This window comes from Allocoprococcus similis (assembly GCF_054660775.1).
Window position 1 is genome coordinate 1 of the sequence record NZ_BAAHSG010000001.1, and the last position, 14302, is coordinate 14302.

The 14302-nt window shown below is 43.6% G+C and carries 16 protein-coding genes and 8 tRNA genes; 2 read left to right on the forward strand and 22 right to left on the reverse strand.

Translation table 11 applies throughout. The annotated features are described in order from the left end of the window. The coding region (locus ACYQ5K_RS00005) for a hypothetical protein (protein ID WP_459777144.1) at window positions 1-415 on the forward strand (415 nt) is incomplete at its 5' end. 117 nt (window positions 416-532) lie between these two features. On the opposite strand, the gene ACYQ5K_RS00010 is transcribed toward ACYQ5K_RS00005, so the two are convergent. Both ACYQ5K_RS00010 and ACYQ5K_RS00015 read right to left on the reverse strand, forming a co-directional pair. Next, window positions 533-781: a hypothetical protein gene (locus ACYQ5K_RS00010; protein WP_459777145.1), complete on the reverse strand. Its 249-nt coding sequence runs from the start codon at window positions 779-781 to the stop codon at window positions 533-535. A 130-nt stretch (window positions 782-911) separates the two neighbouring features. After that, window positions 912-1355: a group II intron maturase-specific domain-containing protein gene (locus ACYQ5K_RS00015; RefSeq protein ID WP_459777146.1), complete on the reverse strand. Its 444-nt coding sequence runs from the start codon at window positions 1353-1355 to the stop codon at window positions 912-914. Between ACYQ5K_RS00015 and ACYQ5K_RS00020 the strand changes: the two genes are divergently transcribed. Continuing rightward, window positions 1277-1684 carry a DUF4368 domain-containing protein gene (locus ACYQ5K_RS00020; protein ID WP_459777147.1) on the forward strand — a complete coding sequence of 136 codons (408 nt, stop codon included), beginning with the start codon at window positions 1277-1279 and terminating at the stop codon, window positions 1682-1684. The two genes, ACYQ5K_RS00015 and ACYQ5K_RS00020, sit on opposite strands and share 79 nt — an antisense overlap. Window positions 1685-1927: 243 nt before the next feature. On the opposite strand, the gene ACYQ5K_RS00025 is transcribed toward ACYQ5K_RS00020, so the two are convergent. The 20 genes from ACYQ5K_RS00025 to ACYQ5K_RS00120 form a co-directional block, all read right to left on the reverse strand. Next, window positions 1928-2010: transfer RNA gene (locus tag ACYQ5K_RS00025), tRNA-Leu, on the reverse strand. Window positions 2011-2100: 90 nt separating this feature from the next. Further along, complete coding sequence (locus ACYQ5K_RS00030; RefSeq protein WP_173687355.1) at window positions 2101-2574, reverse strand: LURP-one-related/scramblase family protein; 474 nt, start codon at window positions 2572-2574, stop codon at window positions 2101-2103. Between the two features lie 9 nt (window positions 2575-2583). Beyond that, window positions 2584-3129 (reverse strand): histidine phosphatase family protein, encoded by a 546-nt coding sequence (locus ACYQ5K_RS00035; RefSeq protein ID WP_055261755.1) that lies wholly within the window; start codon window positions 3127-3129, stop codon window positions 2584-2586. Continuing rightward, window positions 3129-4049, reverse strand: coding sequence for a glycosyltransferase (locus ACYQ5K_RS00040; RefSeq protein WP_173687354.1), 921 nt, complete (start codon window positions 4047-4049; stop codon window positions 3129-3131). Before ACYQ5K_RS00040 ends, ACYQ5K_RS00035 begins: the two co-directional genes overlap by 1 nt. A gap of 119 nt (window positions 4050-4168) precedes the next feature. Further along, window positions 4169-5713, reverse strand: coding sequence for an MATE family efflux transporter (locus ACYQ5K_RS00045; protein ID WP_243868732.1), 1545 nt, complete (start codon window positions 5711-5713; stop codon window positions 4169-4171). Between the two features lie 45 nt (window positions 5714-5758). Further along, entirely contained in the window at window positions 5759-5944 is a 186-nt protein-coding gene (locus tag ACYQ5K_RS00050) for a DUF6472 family protein (protein ID WP_008372704.1), read from the reverse strand. A gap of 79 nt (window positions 5945-6023) precedes the next feature. Then, a complete protein-coding gene (locus tag ACYQ5K_RS00055) occupies window positions 6024-6974 on the reverse strand; it encodes a DMT family transporter (protein WP_173687353.1) in 951 nt (316 codons plus the stop codon). Between the two features lie 17 nt (window positions 6975-6991). Beyond that, window positions 6992-8158, reverse strand: a complete 1167-nt coding sequence (locus tag ACYQ5K_RS00060; protein WP_173687352.1) for an FprA family A-type flavoprotein — start codon at window positions 8156-8158, stop codon at window positions 6992-6994. A 292-nt stretch (window positions 8159-8450) separates the two neighbouring features. Then, the gene (locus ACYQ5K_RS00065; RefSeq protein ID WP_022220161.1) at window positions 8451-9134 is read right to left on the reverse strand and encodes a PHP domain-containing protein; all 684 of its coding nucleotides are present in this window, start codon (window positions 9132-9134) and stop codon (window positions 8451-8453) included. 126 nt (window positions 9135-9260) lie between these two features. Then, on the reverse strand, window positions 9261-10487 hold the full coding sequence (locus ACYQ5K_RS00070) for a glycosyltransferase family 4 protein (RefSeq protein ID WP_459777148.1): 1227 nt from the start codon (window positions 10485-10487) through the stop codon (window positions 9261-9263). Window positions 10488-10940: 453 nt separating this feature from the next. Next, window positions 10941-11021: transfer RNA gene (locus ACYQ5K_RS00075), tRNA-Leu, on the reverse strand. 39 nt (window positions 11022-11060) lie between these two features. Continuing rightward, window positions 11061-11133 (reverse strand) — tRNA-Lys (locus ACYQ5K_RS00080). Between the two features lie 4 nt (window positions 11134-11137). Next, window positions 11138-11209 (reverse strand) — tRNA-Gln (locus ACYQ5K_RS00085). Window positions 11210-11409: 200 nt separating this feature from the next. Then, window positions 11410-11483: transfer RNA gene (locus ACYQ5K_RS00090), tRNA-His, on the reverse strand. 8 nt (window positions 11484-11491) lie between these two features. Beyond that, a tRNA-Arg gene (locus ACYQ5K_RS00095) sits at window positions 11492-11565 on the reverse strand. A 22-nt stretch (window positions 11566-11587) separates the two neighbouring features. Beyond that, window positions 11588-11658: transfer RNA gene (locus ACYQ5K_RS00100), tRNA-Gly, on the reverse strand. An 8-nt stretch (window positions 11659-11666) separates the two neighbouring features. After that, window positions 11667-11741, reverse strand: a tRNA-Pro gene (locus ACYQ5K_RS00105). A gap of 167 nt (window positions 11742-11908) precedes the next feature. Then, window positions 11909-12391, reverse strand: coding sequence for a metallophosphoesterase family protein (locus ACYQ5K_RS00110; RefSeq protein WP_459777149.1), 483 nt, complete (start codon window positions 12389-12391; stop codon window positions 11909-11911). Then, window positions 12388-12993 (reverse strand): RdgB/HAM1 family non-canonical purine NTP pyrophosphatase, encoded by a 606-nt coding sequence (gene rdgB / locus ACYQ5K_RS00115; RefSeq protein WP_173687349.1) that lies wholly within the window; start codon window positions 12991-12993, stop codon window positions 12388-12390. The genes ACYQ5K_RS00110 and rdgB overlap by 4 nt, the downstream gene beginning before the upstream one ends. A gap of 19 nt (window positions 12994-13012) precedes the next feature. Then, window positions 13013-14173: a THUMP domain-containing class I SAM-dependent RNA methyltransferase gene (locus ACYQ5K_RS00120; RefSeq protein ID WP_173687348.1), complete on the reverse strand. Its 1161-nt coding sequence runs from the start codon at window positions 14171-14173 to the stop codon at window positions 13013-13015. Window positions 14174-14302: the final 129 nt, after the last annotated feature.

The window sequence follows — 14302 nt, forward strand, 5'->3', positions numbered from 1 at the left end:
AGTTTTTTCACATCCCCTTATACCATCAGTTAAACTACATGATGTTTCTTATTTATCTTCTTTTTTTCTTTTGAAAAGAGCTGTCACAATTCCAAGTAATGAAATTCCTGCTACAGCTGTATACGGAACTATCGGTGCTTCATCACCTGTTTTCACAGTATTACTCTGTGCAGTTGTTGAAGTATTCTGTACAGTTCCAGTTCCTTTTCCCAAATCAGCTGGCTTGGTTGTACTTGACTTATCAGCTGGTTTTGATGGATTCTCTGGATTTGAAGGAGTTTCCGGATTTGAAGGTTTTTCCGGATTTTCCGGTCTTCTGATCGATATATTTTGCAGTGATATTAATAATATCATCTTTTCCACATTCTACCCATTCATCTTCCTGACCTTTTACCTGACTATTATCGACAGTTAACGTAACTGTCGGGCTGTCGAGGAAATGTACTCCGTCTAACGCTACCTGGATCGTATATGTCTTATTTGTTCCTGCATAACGAGGTGGGAGGATTTCAACAAACTGACTGTTTCCGTCTCAAATTACTCCGTTTTTATTTACACCATCAATTCCAACGAATCTCCATGAGCCATCGCATTCCAGAATATGATAAACCGGCCAGATTACTCCGTTTTCATCAATTGCGTGTACTTCTGTCTTCGTTGCATCCAGATTGGTTCCTGCAAGTCTTAATACTGTTTTTAAGGATCCTACCTGTTTTTCTACAGTAACTGTGATATTGGTCGGATCACTCATATCAAGCTTGTTATTTCCTGTAATCGTCATGCTGCTGAGCGTCTGCTCATTTTCATCTACATCTTTGGCAAGAACAGATGTCGGGTAAGGGAGATACCTTTCAGTTTCTTCCTCCCCAAAGAACGGAACGTGCAGCTTTCACCGCATTCCGCTCACGCATCTATAACGCATAATAATTAATCTGCGCGGCTCTATTAGAACATCTCGCTTTTTTCATATTGTAGCGATGTTTTCTGGCTCTGTTTTCAAAATATTCTTTATCAAGAAACGGATTCTTTCCTAATGACATTTGTCCAATACGGACAATCGGAGTATCCATCATGAGGTATAAGATATGGTTGTCTGTCATGAACGCCCATTTTCTTCCTTTGTAAGTTCGCCAGTATTTATCCACTATCCAGTGTTTTCCTTTGTTAGGGTGTCTCCTCTTAGCCCATTTCCAAAGCATTTCCCAGATACGGTGGTCTATGACACCGAACGCTCTCTTGGCACAAAACAAAAAGTGCAAAGCAAAGAATATCCGATTTGGACAAGTTATTCTCAAGAATTTATGAGGATAATATCCTCGGTAAGTTATCCGATGAGCGTTATTCCCGTATGGCAAATGAATACGAAGCTGAGCAAAAGCGACTTATATCGGAGGTTGAGGAAAATGAAAAAACGCTTATTGAACTTCAAAAACAGACTGTCGATATGAAGATGCTCTATCAGGGACTTATGGAATTTACAGAGATGAAAGAACTTACTCCAACCGTTGTAAACAAACTTATTGAGCGTATAGAAATTCACAACAATGAGAAAAAGCATTCTCACAACAATGTTAAAGTGGATATTTACTTTACGGCGGTCGGATTATTTGACATTCCGACAGAACAGCAGCTTATTGATACAATGGAAAGAGTAAAACAGAAAAATGCGGAAAAATCCGCTTAAATAAAGAAAAAGGTGTAACCCCGCTATAGGGATTACACCATAATTTCTTAAATACTGCCTTATTAGCCCGTGGCTAATCATCCGAGGTTTCTTTTATTATGCGAAAGAGGGGGCGCAACTCGTCCGGTGGACGAGTGCTTTGCGCCGACCGTAGCGGAGCGAAGACCTGAACCCTGGGTTCAGGGATCGCTTCGGTACAATAAAAGAAAACCTCAGGTGAATCACCTGAGGTTTCTTTTATTATGCGGAAGATGGGACTTGAACCCACACGCCCTTGCGAGCACTAGAACCTGAATCTAGCTCGTCTGCCATTCCGACACTTCCGCGTCAACAAAAAGAATCTTATCACATACCAATCGGTTTGGCAAGTGTTTTTTTATATTTTTTTTGACTTTTTTACATTTCATTAAATTACATCAATTATTTTGACTGCAATTCGCCGCATCAATCGTAATTACAAGAAGAAGTCCCAGTAATTCATCTGTCGGATTTGCAAAATCCAGCACATAAGTATCTCCCCAATGAAGTAATTCTTTTGTAATATGTACCACAGGACTGCATGCTTCATAGATATCATAGTTCCATCCCATGAAGTCCCCCTCTACATGCCACCCGTTAAAATCCACATCATACTTTGGTCTGAATAATGTAAAACGCTTTTCAATCCGTCCAAGTGTCTGTCCATTCACTTCAATTTCAAACACCGGAAGTAAGGACAGAACTTTTTCTTTTATCAATCCAAGTTCGTTCCCTGCCATATCATATACATGCAGCCGGTGTCCGATCGACAGAAACTCTGCTTTTACAAAATATTTTGCATTTCCATTTTCATCATACACATCATAAGAATCTGTCCACGAAAAGACTCTCTGCCTGATCAGTAATTTCATACCCTTCTCCTATTCCGGAAATTCAAATTTCCTCAATTCACAGTTCTTAATTCCAAACGCCGCAAACTCTTCGTTCGTCATATCATAAAAATACGACTGGATCACTCTGGAAATCCCATTGTGTGCAACCAGCAGATACACCTTGTCATCCGCCTCTTCCCGGATATCATCCAGAAGATTGTAAATCCTCTGGCACAAATGCAGCATGGTCTCGCCACCTTCAAAATGACTGATAAAATTCTGTTTTGCCTTTTTGAATTCCTCACCATTTCTCGGTGTAGATTCATATTTTCCAAAATTCTGCTCCTTCAGGCGCATCTCCTCACGCATCGGAATCCCTGTCATTTCCGAAATATGACGTGCCGTCTCTTTCGCACGTACCAGCGGCGAATACAGAATCTCATCGATCTTCACGCCCTCTTCTTTTATCTTTTTCCCAAGCTCCATTGCCTGCTGATGTCCGAGTTCTGTCAGTTCGATATCGGTCGCGCCACAGATTTTATTTTCCACATTCCATACAGTCTGTCCATGTCTTGCAAAATAAAAATATCCCATTATTTTCTCTCCCAGTATTCTTTATTAGCCGAACATTTCCGGACAACTCCCTCCGGTAATCGTTCGTAGTTTCTTCCAAGCTGGTATGCCAGATAACGAACAATGCTGCGTGTCAGCACTTCGCCCAGGTATTCCTCCATATGATTCTGTCTAAGCAGCGCCGAGGTTACACGTACCAGCCGCACTCCTTCTTTACCCAGTTTTGTATTTTCGATCATCTCCGGATGCTCTGCGTGTGCAACCCCAATGTCAAAGTTGCGTTTCCAGAGCCCGTGCAAATCATCGTTCCGGTAATAAATCACTTCAGCTTCCGGCGCATAAACTGCCTGCCAGCCCTTTTCCAGAAGTCTTCTCGCCGCAAGCATATCCTCTCCGGCAATCATCCGTTTTCCAAAACCTTCTGTCTCCAGATATGCTCTTCTTCGGTATGCCGCACAGACATTGGAATTAAAAAATGTCCGGATCCCAAGCTTTCCGGCATCTTCCAGAGACTTTGTCATGCCTTTCGGCGGATAGTTAAACTGTCTCACACAGCACTCGATCGGACTGCATTCCTCATCTGTCATATGCCGTCCATACACGACCGCCGTCCTCTCCTCTTTAAATGGTTCCGTCAGCTTCTCTATCAGATACCGGTTCTGCGGTATCGCCGTCTGTACCATGAAAATCACAATATCCGAATCCAGCTCCCGCAGGATCGTATCTCTGCTTCCTGCCCGGTCATATTCCTCCCTTGGCGTATATCTGACCTCGATCCTTTCATCCATATAAACTTCGGGAATTTCCCTGTCTACCGGGTTCTCATAAAGTACATTCAGTAATATACGATCCGGCATCACACTCTGTCTTAATAATCTTTCGATACACATTTTCAGTCTTCCATCCGGACGGAAGACCGGAATTACAATCACTATGTTCACATCATCATCTCATTTCTTTTTTTCACTAATCAGTATATACAAAATTCTTTTCTGAATCAATCCCAACCTATTCCCTGTTAATAAAAAAGACAGTTCCCATAAAAGAACCGTCTTTCTCATCAGCTCAGCACTGCACTTTCTTCTTTTTTCTTCTTATCCATCGCGGAAAGTTCCTTAAGCTCCCTCACCATGAAATATCCGCAGACGATTGCTGCTGCCGCATCTGCAATTGGTCCTGCATACATAACCCCGTCAATTCCCATAAACAATGGGAAAATTACAATCAGCGGGAGTAAAAAGATAATCTGCCTTGTCAGGGACATAAACACACCCAGCTGAGACTTCCCGATGGAGTTGAAAAAGTTTGATGTGACCGGCTGAATTCCATTTACGATCGTAAGGAACATATAGATCCGGAAATACCGCTCTGAAAACTTGAAATACAGTTCACTTCCTGATCCAAATACACTGATGATCTGTCTCGGGAATACTTGGAAACAGAAGAATGCAATTCCTGAAAGAACGGTTGCGGTTCCAAGTGCAAGCAGGTAGCTTTTCCGCACCCGGTCATATTTTTCTGCGCCATAGTTGAATCCGATGATTGGCTGGATTCCCTGGGAAATTCCAATAACGAACGACATGAAGATCATATTTACCTTGGTAATGATCCCCGCACATGCAAGCGGAATATCACCGCCATACACAGACTGCGCACCGTAATGTGCCAGGGTATTATTCAGCACGATCTGCACGATCGTCATCGCGATCTGGTTAAAGCACGCACTCGCACCGAATTTGAAAATATTCCGGATATATCTGCCAGTCATATGAAAGCTGTCTTTTGTGAGTCGGATCGTTTTAAAATGGAACATATACCGCAAACTGATACAAAAAGAAACAATCTGTCCGATGATCGTCGCAAGTGCTGCCCCACGCATTCCCATATGCAGACCGAAAATAAAAATCGGGTCAAGGACCGTATTGACAATAGCGCCTGCCAGCATGGATGTCATCGAATACCGCGGACTTCCATCCGCAAGAATCAGCTTACTCATTCCTGTATTTGCGATCAGAAACGGAAAGCCAATCGCCGTGATCCGTGTATATTCCTGTGCATATGGAAGTACTTCTGATGTTGCCCCAAAAAATTTCAGCATTGGAGTTAAAAATAACGTAGTCACCGCAAAAAGTGCGATTCCAAAGATCACCATCAGACAAATCCCGTTCCCCGCATATTCTGCAGACTCTTTTTCTTCTCCGGCACCAAGCTTCAAAGAAAAATTGGTCGCACTGCCGATTCCAAGCAACAGAGAAATCGCCGTACAGGAAGTGGAAAGCGGAAATGCAATATTCGTTGCCGCATTTCCAAGCATTCCCACACCCTGACCAATGAAAATCTGGTCTACAATATTATAAAGAGCTGTCACCAGCATAGAAATAATACACGGAATCGCAAATCCGACCAGTAGTTTTGATTCCTTTTCATATCCAAGCGGATTGTCCTGCTCATCTACTGTATTTGTCTTTTTATCTCTCACCTTTATAACCTCCTCCAGATGTTCATAAATAAATGCCGCTGTCTCACTTAGCTTCATTGTTCCATTTATCCGCTCCGCAGCTTCTCCTCTTGGAACAAGTACAAATTCCTCTATTACCTGACGCATTACAAAATTCTGCGTTTTTTATACTTCTATTCCCTCATCTACAATTTACATCTGTTTTCTGACGACTCTGTATTCATCTCCAGATCTGTAGTAAGGACACTGATAATGCTGATCCGTCAGAAACCGCATCATCTCATCCTCATCCAGGTCTCTGTCACACGTGTAACATTCATATTCATCATCGTAAATATAAAATGTACAGGTGTCACAACAGCTCGCTGTATTTGCCATAACCTGCCTCCTGTTATTTCTTTTCCTGTTCAAAAATCGGGATCAGCTACAGGTGTCCTTCTTTAAAACAGGTTCCATCTTAGTTCATTCCTTTTTCTCCCACCGGCTTCGCCCAGTTGACAATCAGGATTCCGATGGAAACCAGCACCAGCGCAATCAGGTCTTTCATTCCGAATACATTTCCCTCACGCAAAATAATCGCTGAAAGGATCACCCCGAATACCGGATTTGTAAATCCAAAAATCGATACCTTGGATACCGGATTGTATTTCAAAAGGATCCCCCACAGCGTATATGCAACTGCAGAAATCAGTGCCATATAGATCAGAAGAATCATTGCCGGCATACTTGCCGTATGGATTCTTCCACCCATCAAGAATCCGATCAGAATCATCACGAGCCCGCCTGCTGTAAACTGATATCCGCTTAACATCACCGGATCAGATTTGTCCGAATACTTCTTGATCAGTACAGAAGATAATGCATAAGCGATCGCAGAGATAAAAATAAATCCATCTCCGGTCAGATTAAAGCTCATATCCACATTGCTTCCGCTCAGATTGATCAGAACCACCCCTGCAAATCCGACGATACATCCGATCACTTTTTTCTGATCCAGTTTCTCCTGATGAAAGATCAGGCTTGAAACAAGGATTGCAAGAAATACATTGGATGCCTCAACGATCGATCCTTTGACTCCGGTCGTATGTGCAAGTCCCACATAAAAGAAAAAATACTGGATCACCGTCTGTAAAAGACAGATTTTGCCGATTCTCGGAAGATCTCCCTTCCCCGGTTTCAGAAAACGCCCCTGCAGGATTGATCCAAACAGAATAACCATAATTCCTGCGATCGTAAAACGGCAGCCTGCAAACAGGATCTGTGCGGCAGTATCGGCTGAATCAATCTGAAACAGCCGGTATCCAACCTTAATGCAGGGAAATGCACTTCCCCATAATGCACAGCAGACCATTGCCAGAAGACATACCACCCAGGTTTTCTTCATTGTAGTCTCTTTTAACTTTATCATCTCATTCTATCCATTTCTTACGCAAGAAGTTCATCTGCAAGTTCTTCCATTGCAGTTACATCTGCGTCTTTCATTGTAGATTTGATCGTAACCGTCTTTTCGCAGAGTGTGATCTTCTTCATTTTCTCTACATAGCTCTTCATCACACGTGCTGCTGTCGGAGCCCAGGAACCATTCTCGATAATTGCGATCTTACGGTTCTGGTAGTTTTTATTGGTCAGTTTGTTCAAGAATGTCTCCATGCATGGGAACACACTTGCATCATAAGAAGCTGCTGCAAGAACCAGCTTGTCATAGCGGAATGCATCCTCGATCGCTTCTGCCATATCATCTCTTGAAAGGTCGGTAATTGCTACCTTCTTTGCACCTTTATCTTCCAGGATCTCTTTCATCTTCTCTGCTGCTTCCTTTGTATTGCCATGGATCGATGCATAAGCAACCAGTACCCCGTCATCTTCCGGTTCATAGCTGCTCCATGTCATATATTTTCCAATATAGTATCCCAGATCTTCCTTCAGGATCGGTCCGTGAAGCGGGCAGATTGTCTGAATGTCCAGAGTCGCTGCTTTTTTCAGAAGAGCCTGTACCTGTGCACCGTATTTTCCTACAATATTGAAATAGTATCTTCTTGCTTCACATGCCCAGTCTTCATCTGCATCCAGAGCACCGAATTTTCCAAATCCGTCTGCCGAGAACAGAATCTTCTCAGACTTTTCGTATTCGACCATAACCTCCGGCCAGTGAACCATCGGAGCCATAAAGAACTGAAGGGTATGACTTCCGAGGGAAAGCTCTTCGCCTTCTTTTACCGCAACTGCACGGTCTGTCAGATCTGCAATTTCAAAGAACTGTGGAAGCATTGCAATAGCTTTTGCACTTGCCACGATCTTTGCTTCCGGGTATTTGTCTGCAAATTCTTTGATACTTCCGGCATGATCCGGTTCCAGATGAGATACGACCAGATAATCCGGTGTTCTTCCATCCAGTACTCTCTCCAGATTCTCTTTCCATTCATCTGTCTTTCTTGTATCAATGGTATCCATAACAGCGATCTTCTCATCCAGGATCACATAAGAGTTATAAGATACTCCGTTCGGAATGATGTACTGGCTCTCGAAAAGATCCAGATCCTTATCATCAGCTCCGATATATTTTACTGCATCTGAAATTACTACGTCTTTCATGTTAGTTCCTCCTTGTAATTGGTGATTGAAAATATGTTGGGGCAAAAGGTATTTTGACCCCTTTGATACCAGATTGCTACGTGCTTTGCATTCTCGCAATCCTCAAAGTATACTCCGGCACGTAGTGCCTTTTATTTAACAGGAAGTTCCTTCGGAATCTTCTGTTAAATAAGAAAGCTGGAAATATTACATTCCAGCCCTCTTAATTTCCACTCTTAATAATACTATGGAAATAACACACTTTCAATAAAAAAAGCGTTTAATTTTTTCATATCTGTTCTCATTTTTTACGTTAACCGGCACACACCATCTGTTCCTGCTCGTAAATGTGAAACGGCGCATCAATCGGATTTTTCATATCCCAGAGATAATATCCACCCTCTTTATAATACACCGGAAGAGTCTCGCATCGTTTTACACTCCGGATCAGTTCCTGTACCGAACGGATCTCTCTTGGAAAATACGTTGCATAAAGTCCCAGCTTCTCCGGCACATGGCAATCACTTGATCCAACTGTTGCAAGTCCAAGCTCAGCCGCATATTCTGCCGCCTTTCGATTTGCCTCGTAAAGCGTGCTGCCGTTCAGCACTTCGATTCCATCAAGTCCCTTTACAATCTTCAGGTTCTCTTCCAGTCCCCTGTTATTATTGCGGAATGGATGGGCACTGAAACACATCCCCCCCTGTGCCTGTACCAGATCTACAAACTCCTGTGCCGGGATTCTCTCTTTGGGATAATCCTCAATTCCAAATGCTACAATGTCTCCCTGCAGGGAATAAAATTCAATTCCGACAAAAATCGGAAATCCTGTTTTCTCCGAATACTCTGCCGCAAATTCCTTCAGTCCCATACTGTCATGATCCGTAATACAGATTCCATCAAGTCCTCTGCGCTTTGCGATCTCTACCATATTCTCCAATCTTAAAAAGCTGTCCCCCGAATAACGCATCTCATGCATATGCATATCAATTATCATCTGGCATAACCTCCTGTTAAAATGCCTTTTCATTTCTCTTTTCTTCATTTTAACATGTTGTTTTACAAAAAAATAATTGATAATTTACATGCAGAAATTCAATTATAGGGTTTTCCGATAAACACTCTATTGCTCAAATACCTGCATAAGACACGCACAAAGTCCGTCCCACGAAATCTGCTCCAGATACTCCTTCTCCGGCTTTGATCCAGGAGCTTTTGCGATCCCTTCGATGGCCCCGGCAAGTTTCTTTTCAAATACCGGAAGTTCTTCTTCCACAGGTTCATCTTCATTCACTCTTCTTGGCGGCTCTACAAAAACCACACCATTATCCGGAAGATTCTGATCGATCCAGTTCCTGATCCCCGGAAGATCTGTACAGATCACATAGGTACCACATGCCAGCGCCTCAATGATCACAAGCGGAAGACCTTCATAAAAAGAAGGCAGTACAAAGACATCACTCCGATTCATCTTCTTCGCCAGCTCCTGCTGTGTGATCTTCCCGGCAAAGGTAACTGCAAACGGACACTTTTCGGCAAGCTCCCGGATCTCCTGATACTCGCCCTCATCTCCGGCGCCTCCTGCCAGTTCCAGAGAAATAACAAGACCGGAATCCTTCAGATAATTCAGCGAACGGATCAGACTTTTCACACCCTTTTTCTCTGAGATCTTTCCGGCAAAGATTAATCTCAGCTCTTTTTCTTCTCCCTGTAAAGCCCCCGTCTCCTGCCGGAATATATTCTGCCGGAAAACATCACTGTTATAGCCGGTTCCGATCACCCATATCTTCTCTCTGATCTGCTCCCCGTAAATTCCACAGATCATCTCTTTCTGCTCTTCATGCAATGCAAAAATCCCATCCAGCGCAGGAATTCTCTGTAAAATATATTCCCGGTTCTGTTCTGTCTTGCGGATCTGCCGCAGGTCGGATCCATGGGATACTCCATATACCTTTTTATCAGGAAACAGTTCTCTTACGATCGCTGTAAGGAGATACAGATGGTGACACAGGATCACGTCCGGATCCAGCTCCTCCACTGCTTTTTTCAGTACCTCGCCAAATGCTTTCCGGAACGTTTCCGTCATCTCCTCTGTCAGGTCTGAATACCTGGTACTCGGATACGGCATCTCGTCCGACATTCCCGTGATCGGATACGGTAACTGCTCCGATTCAAAATATACCGGATAAAAGCTTACCCCCTCCGGAAGACATACCTGATCAGCTTTTGTAACTCCCGCGATCACTGACTGGGTGATTCCCTTTTTTTCAAATCCTCTGACCAGTTCCGTCAGATAGATGCCGCTTCCGGTACTGTCCGGCTTCTGGGCTGTGACACTTAATATTTTCATTCTTTCGTCCCTCTTACTTTGTTAAAATTTCCCTGTTACATGTATTTATTGTCGTAATGTGATCAATAAAAGCGGTACTCACCGTTTATCATTTATCCATACTTTTTTCTCCGGTTTCTTTTTCACCTGTTTTTGAGGATTGCGAGAGTGCAAAGCACGTAGCAATCTGGTATCAAAGGAGTCAAAATACCTTTTGACCCCAACATCTTCATATGATTATATTAACATATAGTTGGAATCTGTAAAAGAGACGATCTCGATCCGGATATTTTCAACAGAGAAATCTGAATACTGCTTCTTCTTTTCTTCTTCTTCGTGCGAGTGCGCATNNTGCGCATCTCCGGCACGCAGTGCCTTTTTTCATAGGAAGTTCCTATAAAAAAAAGAAACCTTTTGGGGTAAAGGTTCCTCTATTACTTCTATATATAATTGATTTTGTTATATTTAACTAAATGCGGATGACAGGACTTGAACCTGCACCTCGTAGAGACTAGATCCTAAGTCTAGCGCGTCTGCCAGTTCCGCCACATCCGCATTTTTTTAGTCCCACAGAAAACCATGGGACTAAATAAGTGAGCGTGCGGGGATTCGAACCCCGGACAACTTGATTAAAAGTCAAGTGCTCTACCACCTGAGCTACACGCCCGTAACTGGGCCAGCTGGATTCGAACCAGCGAGTGCAGGAGTCAAAGTCCTGTGCCTTACCGCTTGGCGATGGCCCATTATCTTTATGTCTTAACATAGAATGCGCCATGGCACATTCCCGCGCCTGCGACAATCGCTTAACTTATGGCATCCTGTAATCTGCCAAAGCTCTCATATCCTGCCGGAGACTTTTATGATATCCACTCTTACAATGTCTATCATAAAAAAAATGCGAGCATTTCTGCTTGCCATTTCTTTCAAATATTATAGATTAAAGGGTGGATACAGGGATTCGAACCCTGGGCCTCCAGAGCCACAATCTGGCGCGCTAACCAACTGCGCTATACCCACCATATAAACGTGCTTGGAGGGATTCGAACCCCCGACCCACGGCTTAGAAGGCCGTTGCTCTATCCAACTGAGCTACAAACACACAGCACTGAATCCTCAGTGTAAGCGGGTGATGGGAATCGAACCCACGTATCCAGCTTGGAAGGCTGGTGTTCTACCATTGAACTACACCCGCAGATCACATCGGGGTGACAGGATTCGAACCTGCGACCTCCTGGTCCCAAACCAGGCGCTCTAGCCAAGCTGAGCCACACCCCGTTGTTTATCTGTTTGTCATCTCCGTGACGACAAAAATTATTATATTACAAGGTTTTCAAAAAGTCAACATGTTTTTTAAATTTTTTTAAAGAAATTTTTATTTTTCTTTTTCTTGTAAAAGACACGCATTTTTGCCCTTTTTTCAGCAGAAATACGTGCCACCTACTCTAATCCAGATAATGAATCGAAAACTCTGTATTCCCGTCCTGATCCATCTCCATAATGATATAACTGCCTTTTCTGCCTTCCTGCCGTGGAAATGACAGACTGCCCGGATTCAGCACTGTAATATCCCCAAACTTTTTCAGATACGGTCTGTGTGTGTGCCCAAACATCACGATATCTGCATTTCTCGATCTTCCCTCATCCAGGATCCGCTCTACACCAAGAGACACGGAATACTGGTGTCCATGTGCCATAAATGCTTTTTTCTTGCCAAAATAGATCTCCATCTCACGAAGATTTTGCGAAAAGAAATCATTGTTCCCTGCCAGGATATATGCCGGGCATCCACAGAATGCCTCAATATAGTCTTCTCCACCCTCTGTATCCCCGAGATGAACCAGATAATCGATCTTTCCAGCTTCCATGATTGCCCGGTCAAATGCAGTATGTCTTCCATGTGTATCACTAATGATCAATACTCTCATAACTTTTTCTCCATGATCTGTCTCATCATCCGAAGTGCTTCTCCTCTGTGGCTGAGTTCATTCTTCTTTTCCGGTGCAAGCTCTGCCGAGGTGCAACCGTATTCCGGCAGGAAAAAGATCGGATCATAGCCAAATCCATTTGCTCCGGCGATTTCGTAACCAATACATCCTTCCATCGTTCCACGGACAACCTCTTTGTCCCCGTTCGGGAATACTGCTGCCACCGCACAGACAAACCTTGCTGTACGCTGATTATCCGGTACGCCCTTCATTCTTGAAAGCAGGAGACTGTTCTTGATATCATACGAAGTATCGGTTCCTGCATAACGTGCAGAATAGATTCCCGGCTCTTTATTCAGATAATCGATTTCCAGTCCGGAATCATCTGCCAGTACAATCGCATCCATTGCCTTCACTTCCGGCAGCTCTGCGATCGCTGAGGCTTTGATCATCGCATTTTCCTCAAAGGACTTTCCATCCTCTACGATATCAATGTCAATCCCCGCTTCCTTCATAGAAAGGATCTCCATCCCCAGATCCTGCAGGATCTGACGGATCTCTGTCATTTTATTCTTATTACCCGTTGCAAAAATAATTTTCATCTGTAAATTCTTCTTTCTCTTACTGTCTTGGTTCTCTTGGGCGTTTCGGTGGCTTCGGACCTAAGAACTGATAGAAATAGGTCTTCAGCATACCGTTATATATCTTCCGGTTCTTATCTGCTTTTCTTCCGAAATAACGCTCTGCATCCTCGTAACTGGTGATCATATATGCAGACCAGCTGTCCAGCTTTTTAAAACTCTCACCAAATTCTCTGTATAACTGCGGCAGATCCTTTTTATCCTCCAGTCGCTCGCCATACGGCGGATTGGTAATGATAAAACCATACTTCTTCGGGTGGCTTAAGTCCTTTACTGCTCTTTCCTGAAAATGGATCAGATGGTCAACGCCTGCATCTTTGGCATTCTGCCTTGCTGCTTTTACTGCCTCCGGATTCAGGTCATATCCCTGAATATCAACCTGTACCTCCCGGTCGATCACATCATTTGCCTCATCCATCGCATCATACCATGCTTTTTTCGGAATCAGGTTCACCCATTCTTCTGCTGTAAAGGAACGGTTCATACCCGGTGCAATATTGGCTGCCATCATAGCCGCTTCAATTGGAAATGTTCCACTTCCGCAGAAAGGGTCTACCAGGATCCGGTCCTTGTGCCACGGTGTCAGCATGATCAGTGCGGATGCCAGTGTCTCTGTGATCGGTGCCTTTACGGTCATCTGACGATAACCTCTCTTATGTAACGATACGCCGGAGGTATCAATTCCGATCGTCACGATATCTTTCATCAGAAATACACGGATCGGGTAAGCCGGTCCATCCTCCTGGAACCATTCTATCCCGTAGATCCGTCTCAGCCTTTCTACCATAGCTTTTTTCATGATCGACTGAATATCTGACGGGCTGAACAGTTTACTCTTTACAGATGCAGCCTTCGTCACCCAGAACTTTCCGTTCTTCGGAATATAATTCTCCCACGGAAGTACTCTTGTTTTCTCAAATAATTCATCAAATGTCTCTGCTTTAAATGAACCAACCTTAAGAAGGATTCTCTCTGCTGTCCGTAGGAACACGTTCGCATCGCAAATCGCCTGTGCATCTCCCCAGAAGCATACTCTTCCGTCTTCTACTGTTGATATCTCATATCCTAAATCCAGCACTTCCCGCTTCAGAACAGCTTCCATTCCGAAATGGCAGGGTGCTATCAGCTCCATCTTTTCCATTCTTATTCCTTTCTCTACTCCACAATCTGTTATAAACTATATTACGTTTTCTGTCTGCCTTTTGTCAAGGGGCGTAGCTCGCGAAAAAGCAGCGGTTTGGATTCCGCTGCTTTTCCCCTCTTAACTGTT

What these genes read in the sequence shown, in the direction of transcription:
- ACYQ5K_RS00010 (WP_459777145.1), bottom strand. Translation starts at nt 781, where the DNA reads ATGACGATTACAGGAAATAACAAGCTTGATATGAGTGATCCGACCAAT.
- ACYQ5K_RS00030 (WP_173687355.1), bottom strand. Translation starts at nt 2,574, where the DNA reads ATGAAATTACTGATCAGGCAGAGAGTCTTTTCGTGGACAGATTCTTAT.
- ACYQ5K_RS00035 (WP_055261755.1), bottom strand. Translation starts at nt 3,129, where the DNA reads ATGGGATATTTTTATTTTGCAAGACATGGACAGACTGTATGGAATGTG.
- ACYQ5K_RS00045 (WP_243868732.1), bottom strand. Translation starts at nt 5,713, where the DNA reads ATGCGTCAGGTAATAGAGGAATTTGTACTTGTTCCAAGAGGAGAAGCT.
- ACYQ5K_RS00050 (WP_008372704.1), bottom strand. Translation starts at nt 5,944, where the DNA reads ATGGCAAATACAGCGAGCTGTTGTGACACCTGTACATTTTATATTTAC.
- ACYQ5K_RS00055 (WP_173687353.1), bottom strand. Translation starts at nt 6,974, where the DNA reads ATGATAAAGTTAAAAGAGACTACAATGAAGAAAACCTGGGTGGTATGT.
- ACYQ5K_RS00060 (WP_173687352.1), bottom strand. Translation starts at nt 8,158, where the DNA reads ATGAAAGACGTAGTAATTTCAGATGCAGTAAAATATATCGGAGCTGAT.
- ACYQ5K_RS00065 (WP_022220161.1), bottom strand. Translation starts at nt 9,134, where the DNA reads ATGATAATTGATATGCATATGCATGAGATGCGTTATTCGGGGGACAGC.
- ACYQ5K_RS00070 (WP_459777148.1), bottom strand. Translation starts at nt 10,487, where the DNA reads ATGAAAATATTAAGTGTCACAGCCCAGAAGCCGGACAGTACCGGAAGC.
- ACYQ5K_RS00110 (WP_459777149.1), bottom strand. Translation starts at nt 12,391, where the DNA reads ATGAGAGTATTGATCATTAGTGATACACATGGAAGACATACTGCATTT.
- rdgB (WP_173687349.1), bottom strand. Translation starts at nt 12,993, where the DNA reads ATGAAAATTATTTTTGCAACGGGTAATAAGAATAAAATGACAGAGATC.
- ACYQ5K_RS00120 (WP_173687348.1), bottom strand. Translation starts at nt 14,173, where the DNA reads ATGGAAAAGATGGAGCTGATAGCACCCTGCCATTTCGGAATGGAAGCT.